The sequence below is a fragment of the Arthrobacter sp. SLBN-112 genome, assembly GCF_030944625.1.
Classification (GTDB): domain Bacteria; phylum Actinomycetota; class Actinomycetes; order Actinomycetales; family Micrococcaceae; genus Arthrobacter.
In genome coordinates, this window is sequence record NZ_JAUSXY010000001.1 from 3,598,521 (window position 1) to 3,618,597 (window position 20,077).

Here is a 20,077-nt window from a genome sequence, read left to right on the forward strand (position 1 = left end):
CGGGTGTCCGTCCCCGCGCCGCCCTGCCCCGTCCTGCCGGAATGCCTACTCTTCCGGCCAGGTCTTCGAACAAGCCATGCACTGGTTAGAACACATATTCGAACTTTGCTTACTAAGTTTTAGCACCTATCAACGAACAATGTCGAGACTCGCTAGAACAAATGTTTGAAAAAGCAATGTGGCTGGCCTAGCTTGGAAACCAAGAACAACCACCACTGAAGTTGAACAGCAGGGTCTGACAATGACAGCGGCAACCCTTCACTCGGCGCCGGGGACGGCGCGGAGCGGAAGATCCGGCGGCAAGCGAAAGGCATTGGCGAACATGGCAGCAGCAGCCGCCGGGGGCAGGACGGCCCCGCAACCGAAGAAGACTTCCAAGGGGCTTACCCCACGGCAGAAGAAGATCCTGGAGACCATCCAGCGGTCCGTCAATGACAACGGCTACCCGCCCTCGATGCGCGAGATCGGCGATACGGTGGGCTTGGCCAGCCTGTCCAGCGTGACCCATCAGCTGTCCCAGCTGGAGAAGTTGGGCTACCTCCGGCGCGACCCGAAGCGGCCGCGGGCCATGGAGGTGCTCATGCCCCTCACCCTTGATGGCGGCGCCGGGAAGGCCATCGCCGCGTCAGCGCCGCAGACGCCCGGCGGCACCGTGACGGAACTGCCCACCGCGCTGGACACCGCGATGGTTCCGCTGGTTGGACGGATTGCCGCCGGCGGTCCCATCCTCGCCGAGCAACTCGTTGAAGATGTCATGCCGCTCCCCCGCCAACTTGTGGGCCAGGGTGAGCTGTTCATGCTCAAGGTGGCCGGCGACTCCATGGTGGACGCCGCCATCTGCGACGGAGACTGGGTGGTGGTGCGCCGCCAGGCGGATGCCGTCAACGGGGACATCGTCGCTGCCCTGCTTGATGACGAAGCCACCGTCAAGACCTTCCGCCAGCGTGACGGCCACACCTGGCTGCTCCCGCAGAACACCCAATACGAACCCATCCTCGGTGACCACGCCACCATCATGGGCAAAGTGGTTTCGGTGCTGCGGTCCCTCTGACACTTCCTCCGGCTGCGGCAGGTCCCTATCCTGCGGCCTCCGCGCCGAGCCGGGTAAGTGCCGCCAGTGCCTTGCTGCGGTCCGTGGTGGACCAGAACGGCGGCAGCGCGCCCCGCAGGAATCCGGCGTAACGCTCGGTTGCCAGCCGCGAGTCCAGCACGGCCACTACGCCCTTGTCGCCGGTTGACCGGATGAGCCGGCCGGCGCCCTGGGCCAGCCGGATAGCCGCGTGGGTGGCCGAAACGGACATGAAACCGTTGCCGCCGGCCTGGGCAACGGCCCGCGACCGTGCTGTCATGAGGGGATCGTCCGGCCTGGGGAACGGAATGCGGTCGATCACCACGAGCCGGCAGGATCCACCCGGAACGTCCACCCCCTGCCACAGGGACATGGTCCCGAAGAGGCAGGTGTCCGGCTCGTCGGCGAACTGCTTGACCAGGGCGGTCATGGTGGACTCGCCCTGGCAGAGCACCGTCACACCGAGCTTGGGCCGCAGGGCGTCGGCGGCCTCCTCCGCAGCGCGCCGCGAGGAAAAGAGGCACAGTGCACCGCCACCGGATGCTTTGACGAGCGCCTCGAGCTCCTCCAGCGCTTCCGGAGACACGCCACGGCCGGGTTTGGGCAAGTGGCCCGCCACGTAGAGGATGCCTTGTTTGGGGTAATCGAAGGGTGAGCCGACGTCCACGCCAGTCCAGCTGGGAGCTCCGTCGCCTGTCAGTCCCAGTCCTCCAGCTGCCGGTTCGAACGCGGACCCGATGGCCAGGGTGGCTGAGGTCAGCACGACGGTGTGGCCGGCAAAGAGACCTTCCCTCAGCCTCCCGGCAACAGAGAGCGGCGCGATGTTGACCAGGACCGGCGCATTCTCGTCAGACTGGGAGTAGCCCTGGCCGGGATCGAAGGTGCTGGCCCGCGAGAACCAGACCACTTCGCGGTTCTCCCGGGCCGCCAGCAGCCGTTCGCACAGTTCCAGGATGAGCATGAGCCGGGACCGGGCGAGCTGCCGCCCGCCGTCGGCCGTGGTGTTGCTGTCCCCCTTGGAATCGGACAGCGCCGCGCGGCAAGCCTCGCGCAGCTGGTCCACGCAGTCCAGCTGTTCATCGTTCAGCCCGTTGGGAAGCAGGCCGTTCGGCGCCCCGGCAAGGGCCAGCTCAAGGTTGGCGGCTGCTGCGTTGAGGGCGTCAACGGTGATGGCGGTGTGTTTGCGGGCACCTGATGCGGCCGCGTGCACCATGGCTACGGACAGCTGCCCGGACACGGCCCCGGTGACGCGGTCCTGGAGTTCATGCGCCTCGTCCACCACCACGACGTCGTACTCGGGCAGGACGGCGAGCCCTTCGAAGGCGCTCACGGCCAGCATGGCGTGGTTGGTCACCACGACGTCTGCCTCGGCCGCGTCCTGCCGGGCCAGTTCACTGAAGCACTCTGCGGCCATGGGACACTTCTGGGCCCCCAGGCATTCCATGGATGTCACCGAAACCTGCCGCCACGCACGGTCGGTCACGCCGGGCAGGAGTTCGTCACGGTCGCCGGTGGCCGTCTTTTCGGCCCACTCCCGGAGCCGCACCACTTCCTTGCCGAGCTGGGAGGCCGGGCCGCCCACGGAGGCGGCGAAGTGCGGAACACTGGTGTCCTCGCCCAGGGAAAACAGCTGGCCCTCGGAAGGCTCCTCGGAGGGGAACCCGCCCTCCATCTTGTGGCGGCAGACGTAGTTGGACCGCCCCTTGACCAAAGCCACTTTGACGGGCCGGTCCAGGGCCGGGGTGATGTTTTTCAGGAGTCGGGGCAGGTCCCTGCCCACGATCTGGGTCTGCAGCGCAAGCGTGGCCGTGGACACCAGTGCGGGCTTGTTGCTCTCCAGGGCATGGGCAATGAGCGGTACCAGGTAGGCCAATGACTTGCCGGTGCCCGTGCCGGCCTGGACCAGGAGGTGGTTGCCCGTACTGATGGCCCGGGCAACCTGGCGGGCCATCTCGTGTTGTCCGGTGCGGCTTTGTCCGCCCATGCCGGCGACGGCGCGGTCGAGCAGTTCAATGACGAACTGCTCGCCGGCCATCGGTGCGGCTTCCCCGGCCGCGCGGTCAGTCATTGAGGGCGAATGGTTCCAGCTCGGATGCCAGGCCCTCCCGGACCATCACCACAGCCCTGGTACCGTCCTCAACGTGCTCAAGATTGATGATTTCGGCGTCGGATTCGTGCAGCTTGCTGAGCAGGTCACCCCGGTCGTACGGGATGAGCAGTTCAAGCTTGACGCCGGGCCTTGGGATGGCGTCGCTTATGGCCTTCAGCAGCTCGGCAATGCCCTCCCCGGTCCTGGCAGAGACCACCACGTGGCGTGGTTCGCGCTGCTTCAGCCGCTCAATCACAAAGGGATCAGCGGCATCGGCCTTGTTCAGCACGATGATCTCGGGCACCTTGCGGGCGTCAACTTCGCTGAAGACCTTCCGGACCGCGGCGATTTGGCCCTCGGGATCCGGGTGCGAGGCGTCCACCACGTGCAGGATCAAGTCCGAGTCGGCCACCTCTTCAAGCGTGGAGCGGAAGGCCTCCACCAGTTGGGTGGGCAGCGAGCGGACGAACCCCACGGTGTCGGCCAAGGTGTAGCCCAGGCCGTCAGCGGTTTCCGCCTTGCGGACGGTGGGATCCAGGGTGGCGAACAAGGCGTTCTCCACCAGGACGCCGGCGTCGGTGAGCCGGTTGAGCAGGGATGACTTCCCGGCGTTGGTGTACCCGGCGATGGCCACCGACGGTACCTCATTACGACGGCGGTTGGCCCGCTTGGTCTCGCGCGCAGGCTTCATCGCGGCGATCTCGCGCCGCAGCTTGGCCATGCGGGTACGGATCCGCCGGCGGTCCAGTTCGATCTTGGTTTCACCGGGGCCGCGCGAGCCCATGCCGGCAGCTGCGCCACCCACCTGGCCACCTGCCTGGCGGGACATTGACTCGCCCCAGCCGCGCAGGCGGGGAAGCAGGTATTCCAGCTGCGCCAGCTCTACCTGGGCCTTGCCCTCTCGGCTCTTTGCGTGCTGGGCGAAGATGTCCAGGATCAGGGCCGTACGGTCGATCACCTTGACCTTGACGATGTCTTCAAGGCCACGACGCTGCGAGGGTGCAAGCTCGGCGTCCACCACCACGGTGTCCGCACCGGTGGACATGACGATGTCCTTCAGTTCGAGCGCCTTGCCCGAGCCCAGGAACGTTCCGGGGTCCGGCTTGGCCCTCCGCTGCACCAGCCCGTCGAGAACCTCCGAGCCGGCTGTCTCGGCGAGGGCGGCAAGCTCACGAAGCGAGTTTTCGGCGTCGGCGAGTGTTCCGTCGGACCAGAGCCCGGCAAGGACCACGCGTTCCAGGCGGAGCTGGCGGTATTCGACTTCGGTGACGTCTTCGAGCTCGGTGGACAATCCTGCCCTGCGGCGCAGGGCCCGGCGTTCCTCGAGGTCCTGCTGGTCGCCGTCGTACGTTGAATGTTCTTCGTCAAGGCGGGAAATGGCCTGGGCCTTGCCAAGCACCGCTTTTCCGTTGCCGCTGCCTTCGCCGCGGGGCGTGCTGACATTCCGGGCCGGTACGTCCTTGGCGAGGATCCGGTCGATGACAGCCTGGATTTCCTCGGGACTCATGTCCTGGGCGGCTGGATCGGACCCGGTATTTGGCTGGCTGGTCATGGTCTCCTTTGAAGATTCGGCATTTCCAGAATAGTGCCGATTGGCTGGAAGGTGGGAAGTATTCGCGCTGGGCTGACGGCCTGCGGTCATGCAGTCCTCCTGGTGGTGGGGCCGCCGGCTGCGTTGCCGGGGCCGGGAAGCCGCGTGGTAACGGGCGGCTGTGCTGGCGGAGGCCGGAGAATGGCGGGAAGCGCAGCCGAAGGCTGACGTTCGAGTATTGTCCGGCGGCCGGGCCGGGACGGAAGCGTCCGGTCCGGTGCACAAGCGGAAGGGAATGGAAACCTGCGTCGCTGTGGGACTGGCTGCCTCTGCGGGGCAGCGTGCGGGCACGGGCGGGGCCCGCACCGGCTACTCGAAGATCAGGAACATGCCAACCAGCCTAACAGAGGGGTATGCGCACAGTTTCCCATTACGCTGCAGGGGGAACTACTCTGGCCAGTTATGGAGTCCGCTCACTATTTCAGCACGTCCCCCGCCGGGCCGTTTACCCGCAAGCCCCTCACCGTGGAATTGGCCGGTGAGACGCGCAGGCTCCAGACCTCCACCGGCATTTTCAGCCCGGACGGCATCGACAAGGGCACGGCGGTACTCCTGGCGGAGGTGCCTGCCCCGCACCCCCACGGCAACCTGCTGGACATCGGTTGCGGCTGGGGACCGGTAGCCCTCACCATGGCGCTGCTGGCGCCCCAGTCAAGCGTCCACGCGGTGGATGTCAATGAGCGGTGCATCACCCTGACCAATGAGAATGCCGAGGCGCTGGGCCTGTCCAACGTCGTCGCCAGCACGCCTGAGGCCGTGGATGCCGACGTGCGTTTCGACACTATTTGGTCGAACCCGCCCATCAGGATCGGCAAGGAAGAACTGCATGCCCTGCTGAAGCTGTGGCTCCCGCGCCTGGCTGAGGGCGGGACGGCATGGCTGGTGGTGCAAAAGAACCTGGGCTCTGACTCCCTGCAGCGCTGGTTGGCGGCCGAGCTGGACAGTTCGTTCACCGTAACGCGTGAATCGACCTCCAAGTCCTTCCGGATCCTGAAGGTCAGGAAAGCGTCCCGCTTGCCACAATGACCGCGGGGCCGCTGAGCTCCACATGCTCGTGGCCGCCTGGTCCGGCGAAGAACTTGACGCCGACAACCCCGCCGGGAACGTGGACGCGCCAGACGTCGGGAGCTTCGGCACCGGCCCAGTGCCGGATGGCGACGGCGGCCGCGCAGGCGCCCGTGCCGCAGGACTGCGTCTCCCCCACCCCGCGCTCATGCACCCGCATGGTCACCGATCCGACGCCGTCGTGCACAAGGGGCTCCGCCGGAACCACGAATTCCACGTTGGTTCCGTTGGCCGGGACGGGGTCGACTTTCGGCGCGGTGAAAAGACGGGTGCCGGCAAGTTCGGCGAGCTCGGCGAGGGCCACCACGGTGTGGGGGTTTCCCATGCTCACGGACAAGGCCGGACGGGGAACTTCCAACCCGTCGGCAGCGACCAGGGAATCCATGGCCTTGGCACTGGCTTCGCCGGGGAAAATGAACTCCCAGGGGCCCATGTCCACCGCGTAGTCGTTTCCGGTCCAGACCACGGTCTTGACCCCGCCGCGCGTGCCAATGGCCAGTGACCCGCCGTCGGGCAGGTCGATCAGTCCCTCGGTGCGCAGGAAGTGGACGAAGACCCGGACACCGTTCCCGCACATTTCGGACAGCGAACCGTCCGCGTTGCGGTAATCCATGAACCATTCCGCGGCGGGGGTGTCCACGAGCAGTTCGCGGCCCTCGGGCAGGAAGCGGGAGGGTACGGCCCGGATCAGGCCGTCGGCGCCGATTCCCTGGTGCCGGTCGCACAGGGCCGCAGCCTGGTCGGCGTCAAAGCTGTGGGTGCCGTCGGGATCGGCCACCAGGACGAAGTCGTTGCCCGTGCCGTGCCCCTTGGAAAAGGAGAGGCCGCCCATGGCACGAAGGGCGGATCCGGACGTTTCGGCGGGGGTCGCATTCATGGTCCCAAGCGTAGCGGCGGATGCCACTGCCACTGAAACCGCGGTTACCTGCAGAGCCGCGCAGCCTTGCCGGGAAGTTCCGGATCCTGCCAGTCCAGCCATGTGATGCGGGGGTCGGCGCGGAACCACGTGAGCTGGCGGCGGGCAAACTGCCGGGTGGCCACGATGGTTTCCTCCGCAGCGTCCGCCACGGTTGAGGCACCGTCGACGACCCGCAGGAATTGCGCATAGCCAAGGGCGCGGGAGGCTGTCTTCCCGCTCCGCAGGCCCTGGGCGTCGAGCCTCCTGACTTCTGCCAGCAGGCCGGCGTCGACCATCCGGTGCACCCGGGCTGCCAGGCGCTCCCGCAGGACGTCACGGTCCACGCTGAGGCCCACCTGGACGGCCGGCTGGTGGTACTCCCGGCGGGGCATGAAGGAGCTGAAAGGCCGTCCGGTGAGTTCATGGACTTCCAGGGCGCGGATGATCCGCCGGGCGTCGGAGAGCCGCTCCGCGGACACCGGATCCACGGCCCGGAGCCTTGCCAGGAGTTCTGCCGTGCCACGTTCCGCGTGTTCCGCCTCAAGCCGTGCGCGCAACGAGGGGTCCGTGCCGGGGAACTCCAGCACGTCCAGTGCAGCCCGTACGTACAGCCCCGAGCCGCCGGCCAGGACGGCCCTCTTGCCGCGGGCGTGGATATCAGCGATAACGCCCCGGGCCTGCTCCTGGAACTCGGAGACACTCGCTTCCTGGGTGACGTCCATGATGTCCAGGAGGTGGTGCGGTATGCCCCTGCGCTCGGCGACGGAGATCTTTGCCGTGCCGATGTCCATGCCCCGGTAGAACTGCATGGCATCTGCGTTGATGACCTCTCCGTTCAGTTCCAGGGCAAGGTTGACGGCAAGATCGGACTTGCCGGAGCCGGTGGGACCGACGACGGCGATGACGGGCCGGGCAACCACCGGTCAGCGGGTACGCAGCGGCAGCGAGGGCATGCCCAGGGAGACACCCTTTGGGCCCGCTCCGCTCCCGGGCACCGGCGCTCCGCAGGAGTCGGCCTGCGACCGGTCCCAGGCGTCACCGGCGCGCGACCTGCGCAGGCTGTAGTCCTGGGGCGTGGGGTCGGCCACCAGGTGGAAGGCAGCGGCTTCGGTGATGGTGACGGTTACGAGGTCGCCGGGCCTGGGGGCTGGTGCGCCTTCCGGAACCGAGAAATGCACCAGCCTCTGGTCCCGGGACCGGCCGGACAGCCGGTGCGTTTCCTCCGACTTGCGGCCCGACTGGGCGGTGACCATGACTTCCAGACGGCGGCCGAGCTGCTTCCGGTTTTCCTCGGCAGCGATCCTGTCCTGCAGCGCGGTGAGCCGTTCGAACCTTTCCTGGACCACTGCCTTGGGCAGTTGGTCCGGCAGGTCCGCGGCAGGGGTCCCGGGCCGCTTGGAGTACTGGAAGGTGAAGGCGGTGGCAAAGCGCGACTTCTCCACAACGTCGAGCGTGGCCTGGAAATCCGCTTCGGTCTCGCCGGGGAAGCCGACGATGATGTCGGTGGAGATGGCGGCGTCCGGGATCTTGTCCCGGACCTTGTCCAGGATGCCGAGGAACTTGGTGGACCGGTAGGACCGCTTCATGGCCTTCAGGATGCTGTCCGAGCCCGACTGCAGCGGCATGTGCAGCTGGGGCATGACATTGGGCGTTTCGGCCATGGCCTCGATGACGTCGTCGGTAAACGCCGCCGGGTGGGGGCTGGTGAAACGGACCCGTTCGAGTCCTTCGATTTCGCCGCAGGCGCGGAGGAGTTTGGAGAAGGCCTGACGGTCGCCGAATTCCACCCCGTAGGAGTTGACGTTCTGGCCGAGCAGCGTGACTTCGATGGCGCCGTCGTCCACGAGGGCCTGGATTTCAGCGAGGATCTCGCCCGGGCGGCGGTCCTTTTCCTTGCCCCGCAGCGCAGGCACGATGCAGAACGTGCAGGTGTTGTTGCAGCCAACGGAGATGGACACCCAGCCGGAGTACACGGAGTCGCGCTTGGTGGGGAGCGTGGACGGAAACACGTCCAGGGATTCCAGGATCTCCAGCTGTGCCTCGTTGTTGTGCCGGGCCCGGTCAAGCAGGGCCGGGAGCGCACCAACGTTGTGGGTGCCGAAGACGGCATCAACCCACGGCGCCTTCTTGAGGATGGTTTCCCGGTCCTTCTGGGCCAGGCATCCGCCCACGGCGATCTGCATCCCGGGGTTCGCCGCCTTGACCGGAGCCAGGATACCGAGGTTGCCGTACAACTTGTTGTCCGCGTTCTCCCGCACGGCGCAGGTGTTGAACACCACGACGTCGGCTTGCTCGCCTTCCGCGGGAACGTAGCCGGCGTCCTCAAGGAGTCCCGCCATCCGCTCCGAGTCGTGGACGTTCATCTGGCAACCGAAAGTCCGTACCTGGTAGGTCCGCGGCTGGGTTCCGGGCTGCGGAGCCGTCCCGGGTTCGACGGAAGGGGTGGCACCGGAATGGGGGGAAGGAATGGTCAAGCTCACCCGTTAAGGGTACCGGCTCTGGGGCGGGCCACCGTCGGAATCCTGGATGGAGCTGAGCACCTCATTGACGATCCGGAACGCTTGGGAGGGCTGGTAGCCCTTCCGGGCCAGCATGGACGCCAGCCGGCGGACTGCTTTATCCCGTTCCGCCGGGTCCGACAGGTTTGATCCGGGGCGAAGCTTGCGCTCCACCAGGGTCCTGGCGGCCGCTTCCTCGTCGGCGTCCGTCAATTGCTCCAATGCCGCAGCTGCGGTTTCGGGGTCGATGCCCTTCTCCGACAGCTCGCGGCGGAGGGCACCCTTGGCGAGCTTGCGGGACTGGGAGCGGCTCCTGACCCACATGTCGGCGAATTCGGCGTCATCAATCAGGCGGACTTCCTGGAATTTGTCCAGCACCGCCTCGGCGACGTGTTCCGGGATGTTCCGTTCGGCCAGTTTCCGGGCAAGTTGCAGCCTGCTCTTGGGCGAGGCTGTCAGTTGCCGATAGACGATGGCCGTGGCCACGCCGGCGGGATCCGGCTCGGCATCCTCGGCCTGGGGGTCGCCCGGGACGGCGGCCCGCTCCGCTGCCCCGGGGACAGTGTTGGTGGAGCGGCGCCGCCGGGAACCGGCTTTGGGTGACCGAGCTTCAGGAGGGTATGCCTCGGGAGACCAGGTCAAGGGCTAGAACCCGTCGACGGCTTTCAGCTTCGGCGTGTCCTTGGACTCGTCCTCAGCCGGCTTCACGCCCACGCCGAGCTTCTCCTTGATGAGGCGCTCCAGTTCGGCGGCGAGCTCGGGGTTGTCGCGGAGGAACCGGCGCGAGTTCTCCATGCCCTGGCCCAGCTGGTCGCCGTCGTACGTGAACCAGGAGCCGGACTTCTTGATGATGCCGTGCTCGACGCCCATGTCGATGATTCCGCCTTCACGGGAGATCCCCTGGCCGTAGATTATGTCGAACTCGGCGACCTTGAAGGGCGGGGCCATCTTGTTTTTGACGATCTTGGCCTTGGTCCGGTTGCCGACCGAGTCGGCGCCTTCCTTCAGGGTCTGGATGCGCCGGACGTCGATGCGGACCGATGCGTAGAACTTCAGCGCCTTACCACCGGTGGTGGTTTCAGGGGAACCGAAGAACACACCGATTTTTTCACGAAGCTGGTTGATGAAGATGGCGGTGGTCTTGGTCTGGCTCAGGCGGCCGGTAATTTTACGCAGCGCCTGGCTCATGAGCCGTGCCTGGAGGCCGACGTGGCTGTCGCCCATGTCGCCCTCGATTTCAGCCCGCGGAACCAGTGCGGCGACGGAGTCGATGACGACGATGTCCAGCGAGCCGGAACCCACCAGCATGTCCATGATTTCCAGGGCCTGCTCACCGGTATCCGGCTGCGAGACCAGGAGGGCGTCGGTGTCCACGCCGAGCTTCGCGGCGTAGTCCGGATCCAGGGCGTGCTCGGCGTCGATGAAGGCCGCGATGCCGCCCAGCCGCTGGGCGTTGGCCACCGCGTGCAGTGCCACGGTGGTCTTACCGGATGATTCCGGCCCGTAGATCTCCACCACACGACCACGGGGCAACCCGCCAATGCCGAGTGCGACGTCCAGTGCGATGGACCCGGTGGGAATGACTTCGATGGGGGCACGGACTTCGTCGCCCAGGCGCATCACCGAGCCCTTGCCGAACTGCTTGTCAATCTGGGCAAGTGCTGCTTCCAGCGCTTTTGCACGATCCGGGGCTGCCGCCATGGTTGACACCTCTAATGCTTTCTCGATGGTGGCCTCTGCGGCCGTCTTGTTGGTCATCTCTGACGCTAAGGGGACCCACTGACATTCCGGCCTCAGGACATCGGCTATGTGGATAAACCCAATAGAAAAAGCATAGCGTTATCCGAACAGGTATTCGAAGAGGAAGGTGTCGCGGCGTGTCAGGCAAGGGATCGTCGGGACGGCCCCCGCAACCCGGCCGAAGAGCCGGCCCTGCGGAAGAGTCAGTCGCGGCGGGGGGCTATGTCCCGGCCGAGGCGGCGCTCCGCCGGCACGTCCTGGAGGTCGCAGACTGCAAGCCAGACCTTGCGCGGCTCCACCCCGGCAGCCAATGCCTGGTCGGCGGTGCGGCCGCCAACCCCGGCAAGGACCAGGGTACTGCTCAGCACTCGGGAGTAGCCCGCACCGAACTCATCATCCATGAGCCGCCAGTAGTCGCTGATTCGCATCGGTAAATCCTCTCATGATTGGGGACCCTAGAATTGTTGCCATGAGCAACTCCCCCGATGGCACGCCACCAGATGCCGCAGTTGAGGCTGCCGCCGACACAGCCCTGCAGAACGTCGAGCACCAGATCAGTCTTTTTTGGCGGCGGGCCCGGGCCATCTCGAACCAGCTCTCCCGGGAGGTGCACCCGGACATGGAGCCTGCCGCGTACGGGCTGCTGACGGTGATCCGCCGGGAGGGGCCCATCCGGCTGACCGAACTGGCAATGAACATCGGGGTGGGAAAGCCCTCCGTCAGCCGCCAGATCGCGTTCCTTGAAGGCCTGGGACTGGTTTCGAAGGAAGCCGATCCGCTGGACCGGCGGGCGCAGTCCATTCGGCTCACGCCCAAGGGGGAGGAAAAGATGCACCAGGTCCAGGACGCCCGGCGCCAGGTCTTCCAGGAACGGCTCCGGGAATGGCCGGTAGAGGACCTGCAGGAGCTGGCCCGCTACATGGCCAAGCTGAACTCCACCTACGAGCCTGACGGGTTTCCCAAGGAAGCACCGGGCGCATCTCCTGCACAGGAGAACTAACCGCCTGGGCACAAGGAAGCCCCCGGCAGTGCCGGGGGCTTCCTTTTTCCACGGCCCACCAAATGGTGGGGGCTGCCCTTAACGGGCGCCGGAGAGAAGGCCTGTGGAGAGTTCGTCGTTCAGTTCAGCGTTGAGGTCGCGTTCCAGGTCACGGCCGTAACGCTGGGAGAATTCCTGCGGTACGGTGTCAGGAACTGCTACGCCCTCGGCTACCGCCACCCGGTCGCTGACCTCCCGAAGCATGCTGGACAGCGGAACGTCCAACGCCGAGCAAATGGAGGACAGGAGCTCTGATGAGGCTTCCTTCTGGCCGCGCTCCACTTCGCTGAGATATCCCAGGGAAACACGGGCGCTGTGCGAAACTTCACGGAGCGTACGCCCCTGACGCTGGCGGACATCGCGCAGCACATCACCGATTTCGTGACGAAGTACCACCATCTTGCGCTCCTTCTGTTCGCTCTTAGCCTGTTCGGCGAGGCCCACATCCTTCCAGCGGACAACGCCGTTTACGGATACGGGCTGCTTTACCATCTGTATCGCCTTGCTCCCTCATTGGTCAGGTCCGCCGAAAGGGGACCGTCTGGTCGTTTCATCCTAGGCGCCTCCGCTCTCCGGAAGCGACACAATGTAATAACTAATCGGTACCGGCTTTTGTTCCCGGCAACTTTACGTGCGGTAACTTGGGCGGGCAAGCGTCAGGCGGAGAGTGCCTCGAGGAGCCTTTCCAGGGCTGCCGCACACGCCTCGGCACGGATGTCGGGCCTGCTGCCGGTGAAGGAATATTCAAAAGCTGCTGTCCCGGCCGCGGTGGCGATTCCCACATAAACCCGCCCTACCGGTTTGCCGTCGTGCGCCTCCGGACCGGCCACCCCCGTGGTTGAAAGCCCGATATGGGCGCCGAGGACGTCGCGCGCTCCTGCTGCCATGGCCCGGGCGACGTCCGGATCAACGGAGCCGGCACGCGCCAGTAGCCCGGCGGGGACACGCAGCACCCCTTCCTTGACCGAGTTCTGGTAGGCCACGACTCCGCCCTGGAGCATGCCGGAGGCCCCGGGGGTATCGGCAAGCACAGCGGAGACCATGCCGGCGGTTAAGGACTCTGCGGTGGCAACGGTCAGTCCGGCGTCCAGCGCCTGCCGCACGGCCTGTCCGGCCAGATGGTGGAGGTTGCTCACGATTCCTGCCCTTTCGCCGTTCCTGCCTGCCGGCCCTTTGCGCGAAGGCGCAGTGCCTCGATGACATATTCGACGCCAGTCCACACCGTGATGGCCACCGCCGCCATCATGACGGCGAACGCCACCCACACCAGCCACGGCGCGAAGGCACCAAAAGGCAGGAGATAGAGGAAGATCGCCGCGGTCTGCACCACTGTCTTGAGCTTGCCGCCGCGGGAGGCGGGAATGACTCCATAGCGGATGACGAAGAATCGCAGAGCCGTGATCCCCCATTCCCGGACCAGGATCACCAACGTTGCCCACCACGGCAGTTCACCCAGCAGGGACAACATGACCAGGGCGGATCCGGTGAGCAGCTTGTCGGCGATGGGGTCGGCGATCTTGCCGAAGTCCGTGACGAGGTTCCGGCTCCTGGCGATATCGCCGTCGAGTTTGTCCGTGTAGATGGCGACGGCGAAAGCCGCCACCGCGGCCCAGCGCCACGGCCCGGCCTCGCTGTGCAGGCCGGGGGCGTCCGCCACGAGGAACCATACGAAGAACGGGACCAGCGCGATGCGGATCATGGTCAGGACATTGGGAAGGTTCCAGACCCCGGCACGGCGCGGGCCGGCGGCGGTGGCATCGGTGCTAGTCACATTCCTAGGCTACCTTCCCGGGGCTGCCGCAACGCAGGCCCGGCCCTACCGTCCGGTGAGCGACCAGGCGTCCTCGGAGCCGTCGTCGTCCTCGCCATACCCGCCGGGCGCGGAATCGGAGCCGTCGTAATATTCGACGTTCTGCTTGCGCTTGTCCAGGTCGGCGGCCACCAGGTCCTCGGCGTAACCACCCTGGGCGATGTTGGCGTTGGCGTTCTCGCTCAGGGCGGCGGTTTGGGAATCGGCAGCAGCCGGCACCTCCTGGCCCTTCATCGCGGCCAGGACGGCGGCGAGGTCATCCGGCTTGACCAGCACGTCGCGGGCCTTGGAACCCTCGGAGGGGCCCACCACTCCCCTGGATTCGAGCAGGTCCATGAGCCGGCCGGCCTTGGCGAACCCGACGCGGAGCTTGCGCTGCAGCATCGAGGTGGAGCCGAACTGCGTGGTGACCACGAGTTCGGTGGCCTGCAGCAGCACCTCGAGGTCGTCCCCGATGTCATCATCGATCTGCTTCTTCTGGGCTTCGGGGGCTACGTCGTCACGGTACACGGCCTGGAGCTGGCCCTTGACGTGTTCCACAACTTTGTGGATCTCGGACTCGGTGACCCAGGCGCCCTGGACGCGCATGGCCTTGGAGGCGCCCATGGGCAGGAAGAGCGCGTCACCCTGGCCAATGAGCTTTTCGGCGCCCGGCTGGTCCAGGACCACGCGGGAGTCGGTGACGGAGGACGTGGCGAAGGCCATGCGGGAGGGCACGTTGGCCTTGATGAGGCCGGTGACCACGTCCACGGACGGACGCTGGGTGGCCAGCACCAGGTGGATGCCGGCGGCACGGGCAAGCTGGGTGATCCGCACGATCGAGTCTTCGACGTCACGGGGTGCCACCATCATGAGGTCGGCGAGCTCGTCCACGATCACCAGCAGGTACGGATACGGGCGGATGACGCGCTTGGAATCGACCGGCGGATGGACCTTGCCGGCGCGCACCGCTTTGTTGAAGTCGTCGATGTGCTTGAAGCCGTAGTTCGCGAGGTCGTCGTAGCGGGCGTCCATCTCGCGGACTACCCACTGCAGTGCCTCGGCGGCCTTCTTGGGGTTGGTGATGATCGGCGTGATGAGGTGCGGGACGCCCTCATAGGCCGTCAGTTCAACGCGCTTGGGGTCCACCATGACCATGCGGACTTCGTCAGGGGTGGCGCGCATCAGGATGGAGGTGATCATCGAGTTCACGAAGGATGACTTACCGGCGCCGGTGGCACCGGCCACCAGGAGGTGCGGCATCTTGGCGAGGTTGGCCACCACGTAGCCGCCCTCAACGTCCTTGCCCACGCCCATGACCATCGGGTGGTCCGTGCGCCTGGCATTCTGGCTGCGCAGCACATCGCCCAGGGAAACCGTTTCGCGGTCGGTGTTGGGGATCTCGATGCCGATGGCCGACTTGCCTGGAATCGGGCTGAGGATGCGGACATCACTGGAAGCCACGGCGTAGGAAATGTTCTTGGACAGCGCCGTGACGCGTTCCACCTTGGTTCCCGGCGCCAGTTCGATTTCGTACCGCGTCACGGTGGGGCCACGGCTGAAGCCGGTGACGGTGGCGTCGACGTTGAACTGCGTCAGGGTGTCGGTCAGGGCGGCGACGACGGCGTCGTTGGCTTCGGTGCGTTCCTTCGGGATGGACCCGGGGGTCAGGTAGTCCGAGGCAGGAAGCGTGTAGGTCACGTCCCCGGCGAGGGAGAGTTGCTCGGTCCGCTGCGGGATGGGAATGGGCGGCGGGGCCGGTGCCACCGGGTTGGCGGGCACGGTGGGGGCGGCGGAGCCGGCAGCACCGGGCGCCGCGGCGGCGGGGATAACCAGCGGGATTGCCTCCGTGGCGTTCTCCGCGGGGGGCGCCGCACTGGTTCCCAGTCCTTGGGCTGCCTTGATCTTCTCGACGGCGATCTCCGCCTGGGTGGGCCTCCGTACGCCCGGCGCGGGCCGGGCAGGCTCCGGCTCGTCGTCGTCGATGACGGCATGCTCGAAGGCTTCGTCGCCCACGTAGCCCTCCAGGCCGGCGTCGGACGCGTGGTCCTTGCCGAACAGCTTGCGCTTCCTCTTCTTGGGCGCTGCGGGTGCCGGGCGTTCGAGGTAGCTGCGGTCGTGCGCGTCGCCGGGTTCCTGGTCCATCAGGTCGATGCCCATGAGGTGTTCGTAGGCGCCGCGGAGCCGCCGCGGGATGGCTGTGAACGGGGTGGCCGTGATGATCAGCAGCGAAACGAAGGCCAGCAGCCCGTACAGTGCCACCGGCACGGCTGGATGGATGGCTGCCAATGGGGTTGCGGCCAGGAATCCGAGCATGCCGCCGGCTTTGCGGAGGCCGTCGAAGCCATCGGCGACGGTGGGCTGGCCGCCGAGGATGTGGGCCAGCCCGCACCCGGCGAAGGTCATGATCAGGAAGCCGATGCCCACCCGGTTGTTGCCGCGGCCGTCCGAGGGGCGCCTGAACAGCCGGAATGCGCAGACAAAGAGCATGAGCGGGAGCAGCAGGGAGAGCCAGCCGAAGGTGCCGTTGACCACGGCGTAGACGGCGTCCGGGAACCAGCCCGTCAGGCCCCACCAGGCGAAAGTGGCAATGAAGACGCCGAGGGCCAGGTTGAACAGCGCGGCACCGTCGCGGCGTTCCTCCGCGGGCAGGTCGCTGACGTCATGGCCAATCCGGCGCACTCCCCCGCCCACCAGGTGGCCCACTCCGAGCCACGCCCCGCCCACCACACGCAGCAGCCAGGGCTGGTGGTGTTCGACGGCGGGAAGCTGGCGGGTGCGTGCGGTGCTGGAGGAGCCGCCGCGCGCCGCCTTGCCGGCGGTGGAGCCGGTTCCGCGGCCTGTGGAGCTTCCGGCTTTGCTGCCGGAGCTGCCCCTGCCGGTACCTTTGGGCGCGGAAGTAGTACGTGTGGCCATAGTAGCCACGCTACCCGAAGCATGCCGTGATTCCGGGGATATCGGGGCCGCCGGGCCGCCCTGCGGGATGCCCGGACACCCCTGGGCGGGGGCGCGAAAAGGCCCGGTCCACCAGGAACCGGGCCTTTCGGATCTGCCGCAACAGGCCGCCAATGGAGGTCCGCGCAGGTCAGGTCTTCGCGGGCTGGCCGCGCGGGTGCTCTCAGGCCTCGAGTACCACCGGGATGATCATCGGTTTGCGGCGCAGCTTGCGGTTGACCCAGGTGCCCACGACCCGGCGGACCACCTGCTGGAGCTGGTGGCTGGTGTGGTCTGCGTGGTTCTGGACTGCTTCCTCCAGTGCCGCGTTGATCTTGGGGATGATGTCGTCGAAGACCGAATCGTCCTCGGCGACGCCGCGGGCATGGATCTCTGGCCCGGACACCACCTTGCCGGTGGCGCGGTGGACGACCGTGATGATGGAAATGAAACCTTCATCGCCCAGGATGCGGCGGTCCTTGAGGTCGGCGTCGGTGATCTCGCCCACGCTGGAGCCGTCAACGTAGACGAAGCCCACTTCAACCTGGCCCACAATGTCTGCCTGGTGGTCCCGGAGGTCGATGACCGTGCCGTTGTCCGCAAGGATGACGCTGGCCTCGGGCACGCCGGACTCGATGGCGATCTTGCCGTTGGCGATCAGGTGCCGGGTCTCACCGTGGACGGGCATGGCGTTCAGGGGCTCAAGGATGTTGTAGCAGTAGAGCAGCTCACCGGCGGCGGCGTGGCCGGAGACGTGGACCTTGGCGTTGCCCTTGTGGATCACGTCGGCGCCGAGCTTGAGGAGGCCGTTGATGATCCGGAACACTGCATTCTCGTTGCCCGGGATAAGGCTGGAGGCCAGGATGACGGTGTCGCCGTCGCCCACCACCACCCGGTGGTCGCCGTTTGCCATCCGCGACAGCGCCGCCATTGGTTCGCCCTGGGACCCGGTGGACATGAGCACCACGCGGTTGTCCGGCAGGTTGTCGATGTTCTTGATGTCCACGATCAGCCCGGCGGGGACGTCAAGGTAGCCCAGCTTTTCCGCGATGGCCATATTGCGGACCATGGAGCGGCCCACGAAGGCCACCTTGCGGTTGTGCTTGGCGGCGGCATCGAGGACCTGCTGCACGCGGTGGACGTGGGAGGAGAAGGAGGCCACGATGATGCGTTTGGTGGCCTGGCCGAAGAGGCGCTCCAGGGTGGGGCCGATTTCCTTCTCGGCCGTGGTGAAACCGGGAACGTCGGCGTTGGTGGAGTCGGACATGAAGAGATCCACGCCCTCTTCACCGAGCTTGGCGAAGTGCCGCAGGTCGGTGATGCGTCCGTCCAGGGGCAGCTGGTCCATTTTGAAGTCACCGGTGTGCAGGACCGTGCCGCCCGCGGTGCGGATGAACACGGCCAGGGCGTCCGGGATGGAGTGGTTGACGGCCACGAACTCGCATTCGAACGGCCCGAACTTCTCCACCTGGCCTTCTTCGACGGTCAGCGTGTAGGGCCGGATGCGGTGTTCCTGCAGTTTTGCCTCGATCAGGGCAAGGGTCAGCTGCGATCCCACCAGGGGTATGTCGCTGCGCCGCTTCAACAGGTACGGCACGGCGCCGATGTGGTCCTCGTGGCCATGGGTGAGGATCACTGCCGCGACGTCGTCCAGCCGGTCCTCAATGTAGGAGAAATCCGGAAGGATCAGGTCAACGCCGGGCTGCGTTTCCTCGGGGAAGAGGACGCCACAGTCCACGATCAGCAGCTTGCCATCGATTTCGAACACGGCCATGTTCCGGCCGATCTCCCCCAGCCCGCCGAGCGGAACGATCCGGAGTGTGCCCTGGGGCAGGCGCGGAGGGGTAACGAGGCCGGTAAGGGCAGTTTGGGTCATAATGCACTTCTTTCCAGGAGGAAGGGTGCCGGTCTTAGCCTCAGGAGAAGACCAGCCCCGCTTCCGCCAAATCCCCGCGGATGGTTTCGATCTCGGTTTCGTCCGGCTCCACGAGGGGCAAACGGACAATCGAGTTGGGCAGGACTCCCTGCCATTTAAGAATCTGTTTGGCCGCGACGGCGCCTTGGACACGGGTCATGGTTGCGCGGACCACGGGCTGCAGCTCGAAGTTGATTTTGCGGGCGGTGCCCAGGTCATTGGCATTGATGGCGTCGATGAGTTCGCGGAAGCGGCGGGTGGCTACGTGGGTGGTGACGCCAACCAGGCCGACGGCGCCCAACGCCATCCAGGGAAGGGTCAGTCCGTCGTCGCCCGAGTAGAAGAGGAGGTCAGTCTCCGCCATGACGCGTGTGGCGGCCGTGAAGTCCGCCTTGGCATCCTTGACGGCGACGATGTTGGGGTGCTGCGCCAGCCGGATCATGGTGTCCGGTTCGATGGGGATGGAGGACCGGCCGGGGATGTCGTACAGCATGACGGGTACGTCGACGGCGGAGGCGATGGTCTCGAAGTGTGCGCGGACCCCGGCCTGGCTGGGCTTGTTGTAGTAGGGCGTCACCAGCAGGAGGCCGTCGACGCCGAGGGCAGCTGCCTGCTGGGAGAGGTGGACCGAGTGCGCGGTGTCGTTGGTGCCGGTGCCTGCGATGATGGCCGCCCGGCCGCCGACGGCGTCCTTGACAGCGCGGAACATCCCGAGGTTCTCTTCGTCCGTCAGCGTGGAGGTTTCACCGGTGGTGCCGGTGACTACAAGCCCGTCACAGCCGTCGTCGACCAGCTTGCTGGCCAGCGCTGCCGCCTGGTCGTAATCCACTGCGCCGTCCTTGGTGAACGGCGTGACCATGGCGGTCAGGAGTGTACCGAGGGCAGGGATGTGCGCGGAAGAGTCAGCCATGGAAAAAACGTTACCCTGTCCCCGGCTGGTTAGGACAATGCCACGGGCGTGACGAGCGTCAAATAGCTTGGCGGCCGGGCCGCGGTGCGCCGGTTCCGGCGTGGCAATAGCGGCCGACGGCGGCCTGCCGCAAGTCCTCCGCCCAGGCGGCGAGCCGCTGCGCCGCCCGCACGTAATGGAACAGCTCCGTGGGCGTCAGGGCGTCGATATCGGTTTCCGACAGCCGCCGCGCGAGTTCGGCTCCCTCAGGCTGGGCAGCGAGGGTGATGCCCTCGCGCTCCCACTGGACGTCTTCTGCCGGCCGCCCGGACACCAACTGGCGGAACAGGTAGTCCACCACACCCGGGCTCATTGCCTTCAGGGGCAGGTTCGTTGACTGGGTACTTTCGGGCTGCAGGCTTTCCCGCCCGGCGGGGGCTCCGGATGATGGCGTGTCCATTCCGCCATATTATTCGAACATATATTCGAATACAAGGGTGTGCTTCAGTCAGGCCGGCACGGCCAACGGTTGGCGGGCACCGTGCGCCCTGGTCTGACGGC

Annotated in this window: 18 protein-coding genes; 3 read left to right on the forward strand and 15 right to left on the reverse strand. The window is 66.4% G+C overall.

The genetic code is table 11. The features are described from left to right. Window positions 1–322: 322 nt before the first annotated feature. On the forward strand, window positions 323–1,051 hold the full coding sequence (gene lexA, locus QF050_RS16750; protein WP_308931423.1) for a transcriptional repressor LexA: 729 nt from the start codon (window positions 323–325) through the stop codon (window positions 1,049–1,051). A 25-nt stretch (window positions 1,052–1,076) separates the two neighbouring features. Here the strand turns inward: lexA and QF050_RS16755 are convergent, their stop codons facing one another. Next, the gene (locus tag QF050_RS16755; protein ID WP_308931424.1) at window positions 1,077–3,137 is read right to left on the reverse strand and encodes an ATP-dependent DNA helicase; all 2,061 of its coding nucleotides are present in this window, start codon (window positions 3,135–3,137) and stop codon (window positions 1,077–1,079) included. Next, the gene (gene hflX, locus QF050_RS16760) at window positions 3,130–4,710 is read right to left on the reverse strand and encodes a GTPase HflX (RefSeq protein ID WP_308931425.1); all 1,581 of its coding nucleotides are present in this window, start codon (window positions 4,708–4,710) and stop codon (window positions 3,130–3,132) included. The genes QF050_RS16755 and hflX overlap by 8 nt, the downstream gene beginning before the upstream one ends. A 441-nt stretch (window positions 4,711–5,151) precedes the next feature. On the opposite strand from hflX, the gene QF050_RS16765 reads away from it, so the two are divergent. Beyond that, on the forward strand, window positions 5,152–5,775 hold the full coding sequence (locus QF050_RS16765) for a methyltransferase (protein ID WP_308931426.1): 624 nt from the start codon (window positions 5,152–5,154) through the stop codon (window positions 5,773–5,775). Here the strand turns inward: QF050_RS16765 and dapF are convergent. The 6 genes from dapF to QF050_RS16795 form a co-directional block, all read right to left on the reverse strand. Then, the gene (dapF, locus tag QF050_RS16770) at window positions 5,747–6,691 is read right to left on the reverse strand and encodes a diaminopimelate epimerase (RefSeq protein WP_308931427.1); all 945 of its coding nucleotides are present in this window, start codon (window positions 6,689–6,691) and stop codon (window positions 5,747–5,749) included. The two genes, QF050_RS16765 and dapF, sit on opposite strands and share 29 nt — an antisense overlap. 44 nt (window positions 6,692–6,735) lie before the next feature. Further along, window positions 6,736–7,632: a tRNA (adenosine(37)-N6)-dimethylallyltransferase MiaA gene (gene miaA, locus QF050_RS16775; protein WP_308931428.1), complete on the reverse strand. Its 897-nt coding sequence runs from the start codon at window positions 7,630–7,632 to the stop codon at window positions 6,736–6,738. A 3-nt stretch (window positions 7,633–7,635) separates the two neighbouring features. Beyond that, complete coding sequence (gene miaB / locus QF050_RS16780; protein ID WP_308931429.1) at window positions 7,636–9,192, reverse strand: tRNA (N6-isopentenyl adenosine(37)-C2)-methylthiotransferase MiaB; 1,557 nt, start codon at window positions 9,190–9,192, stop codon at window positions 7,636–7,638. A gap of 3 nt (window positions 9,193–9,195) precedes the next feature. After that, the gene (locus QF050_RS16785; RefSeq protein ID WP_308932200.1) at window positions 9,196–9,696 is read right to left on the reverse strand and encodes a regulatory protein RecX; all 501 of its coding nucleotides are present in this window, start codon (window positions 9,694–9,696) and stop codon (window positions 9,196–9,198) included. 159 nt (window positions 9,697–9,855) lie between these two features. Next, window positions 9,856–10,911 carry a recombinase RecA gene (gene recA / locus QF050_RS16790; protein ID WP_026265110.1) on the reverse strand — a complete coding sequence of 352 codons (1,056 nt, stop codon included), beginning with the start codon at window positions 10,909–10,911 and terminating at the stop codon, window positions 9,856–9,858. Window positions 10,912–11,153: 242 nt separating this feature from the next. Next, window positions 11,154–11,378: a DUF3046 domain-containing protein gene (locus QF050_RS16795; protein ID WP_308931430.1), complete on the reverse strand. Its 225-nt coding sequence runs from the start codon at window positions 11,376–11,378 to the stop codon at window positions 11,154–11,156. A 41-nt stretch (window positions 11,379–11,419) separates the two neighbouring features. Here QF050_RS16795 and QF050_RS16800 point away from each other — a divergent pair, with 41 nt between their 5' ends. After that, the gene (locus QF050_RS16800; protein ID WP_308931431.1) at window positions 11,420–11,950 is read left to right on the forward strand and encodes a MarR family transcriptional regulator; all 531 of its coding nucleotides are present in this window, start codon (window positions 11,420–11,422) and stop codon (window positions 11,948–11,950) included. 78 nt (window positions 11,951–12,028) lie between these two features. Here QF050_RS16800 and QF050_RS16805 read toward each other — a convergent pair whose 3' ends face one another. The 7 genes from QF050_RS16805 to QF050_RS16835 all read right to left on the reverse strand — a co-directional run bounded on the left by QF050_RS16805 (window position 12,029) and on the right by QF050_RS16835 (window position 19,976). Continuing rightward, complete coding sequence (locus QF050_RS16805) at window positions 12,029–12,481, reverse strand: helix-turn-helix domain-containing protein (RefSeq protein WP_018763632.1); 453 nt, start codon at window positions 12,479–12,481, stop codon at window positions 12,029–12,031. 164 nt (window positions 12,482–12,645) lie between these two features. Then, window positions 12,646–13,125 carry a CinA family protein gene (locus QF050_RS16810; RefSeq protein WP_308931432.1) on the reverse strand — a complete coding sequence of 160 codons (480 nt, stop codon included), beginning with the start codon at window positions 13,123–13,125 and terminating at the stop codon, window positions 12,646–12,648. Next, entirely contained in the window at window positions 13,122–13,760 is a 639-nt protein-coding gene (pgsA, locus tag QF050_RS16815; RefSeq protein WP_308931433.1) for a CDP-diacylglycerol--glycerol-3-phosphate 3-phosphatidyltransferase, read from the reverse strand. Before pgsA ends, QF050_RS16810 begins: the two co-directional genes overlap by 4 nt. 45 nt (window positions 13,761–13,805) lie before the next feature. Beyond that, window positions 13,806–16,694 carry a DNA translocase FtsK gene (locus QF050_RS16820; RefSeq protein WP_308931434.1) on the reverse strand — a complete coding sequence of 963 codons (2,889 nt, stop codon included), beginning with the start codon at window positions 16,692–16,694 and terminating at the stop codon, window positions 13,806–13,808. A gap of 202 nt (window positions 16,695–16,896) precedes the next feature. After that, window positions 16,897–18,588, reverse strand: a complete 1,692-nt coding sequence (locus QF050_RS16825; protein WP_308931435.1) for a ribonuclease J — start codon at window positions 18,586–18,588, stop codon at window positions 16,897–16,899. Between the two features lie 40 nt (window positions 18,589–18,628). Continuing rightward, entirely contained in the window at window positions 18,629–19,537 is a 909-nt protein-coding gene (gene dapA / locus QF050_RS16830; RefSeq protein ID WP_308931436.1) for a 4-hydroxy-tetrahydrodipicolinate synthase, read from the reverse strand. Window positions 19,538–19,595: 58 nt separating this feature from the next. Beyond that, window positions 19,596–19,976, reverse strand: coding sequence for a hypothetical protein (locus QF050_RS16835; RefSeq protein WP_308931437.1), 381 nt, complete (start codon window positions 19,974–19,976; stop codon window positions 19,596–19,598). Window positions 19,977–20,077 lie beyond the last annotated feature (101 nt).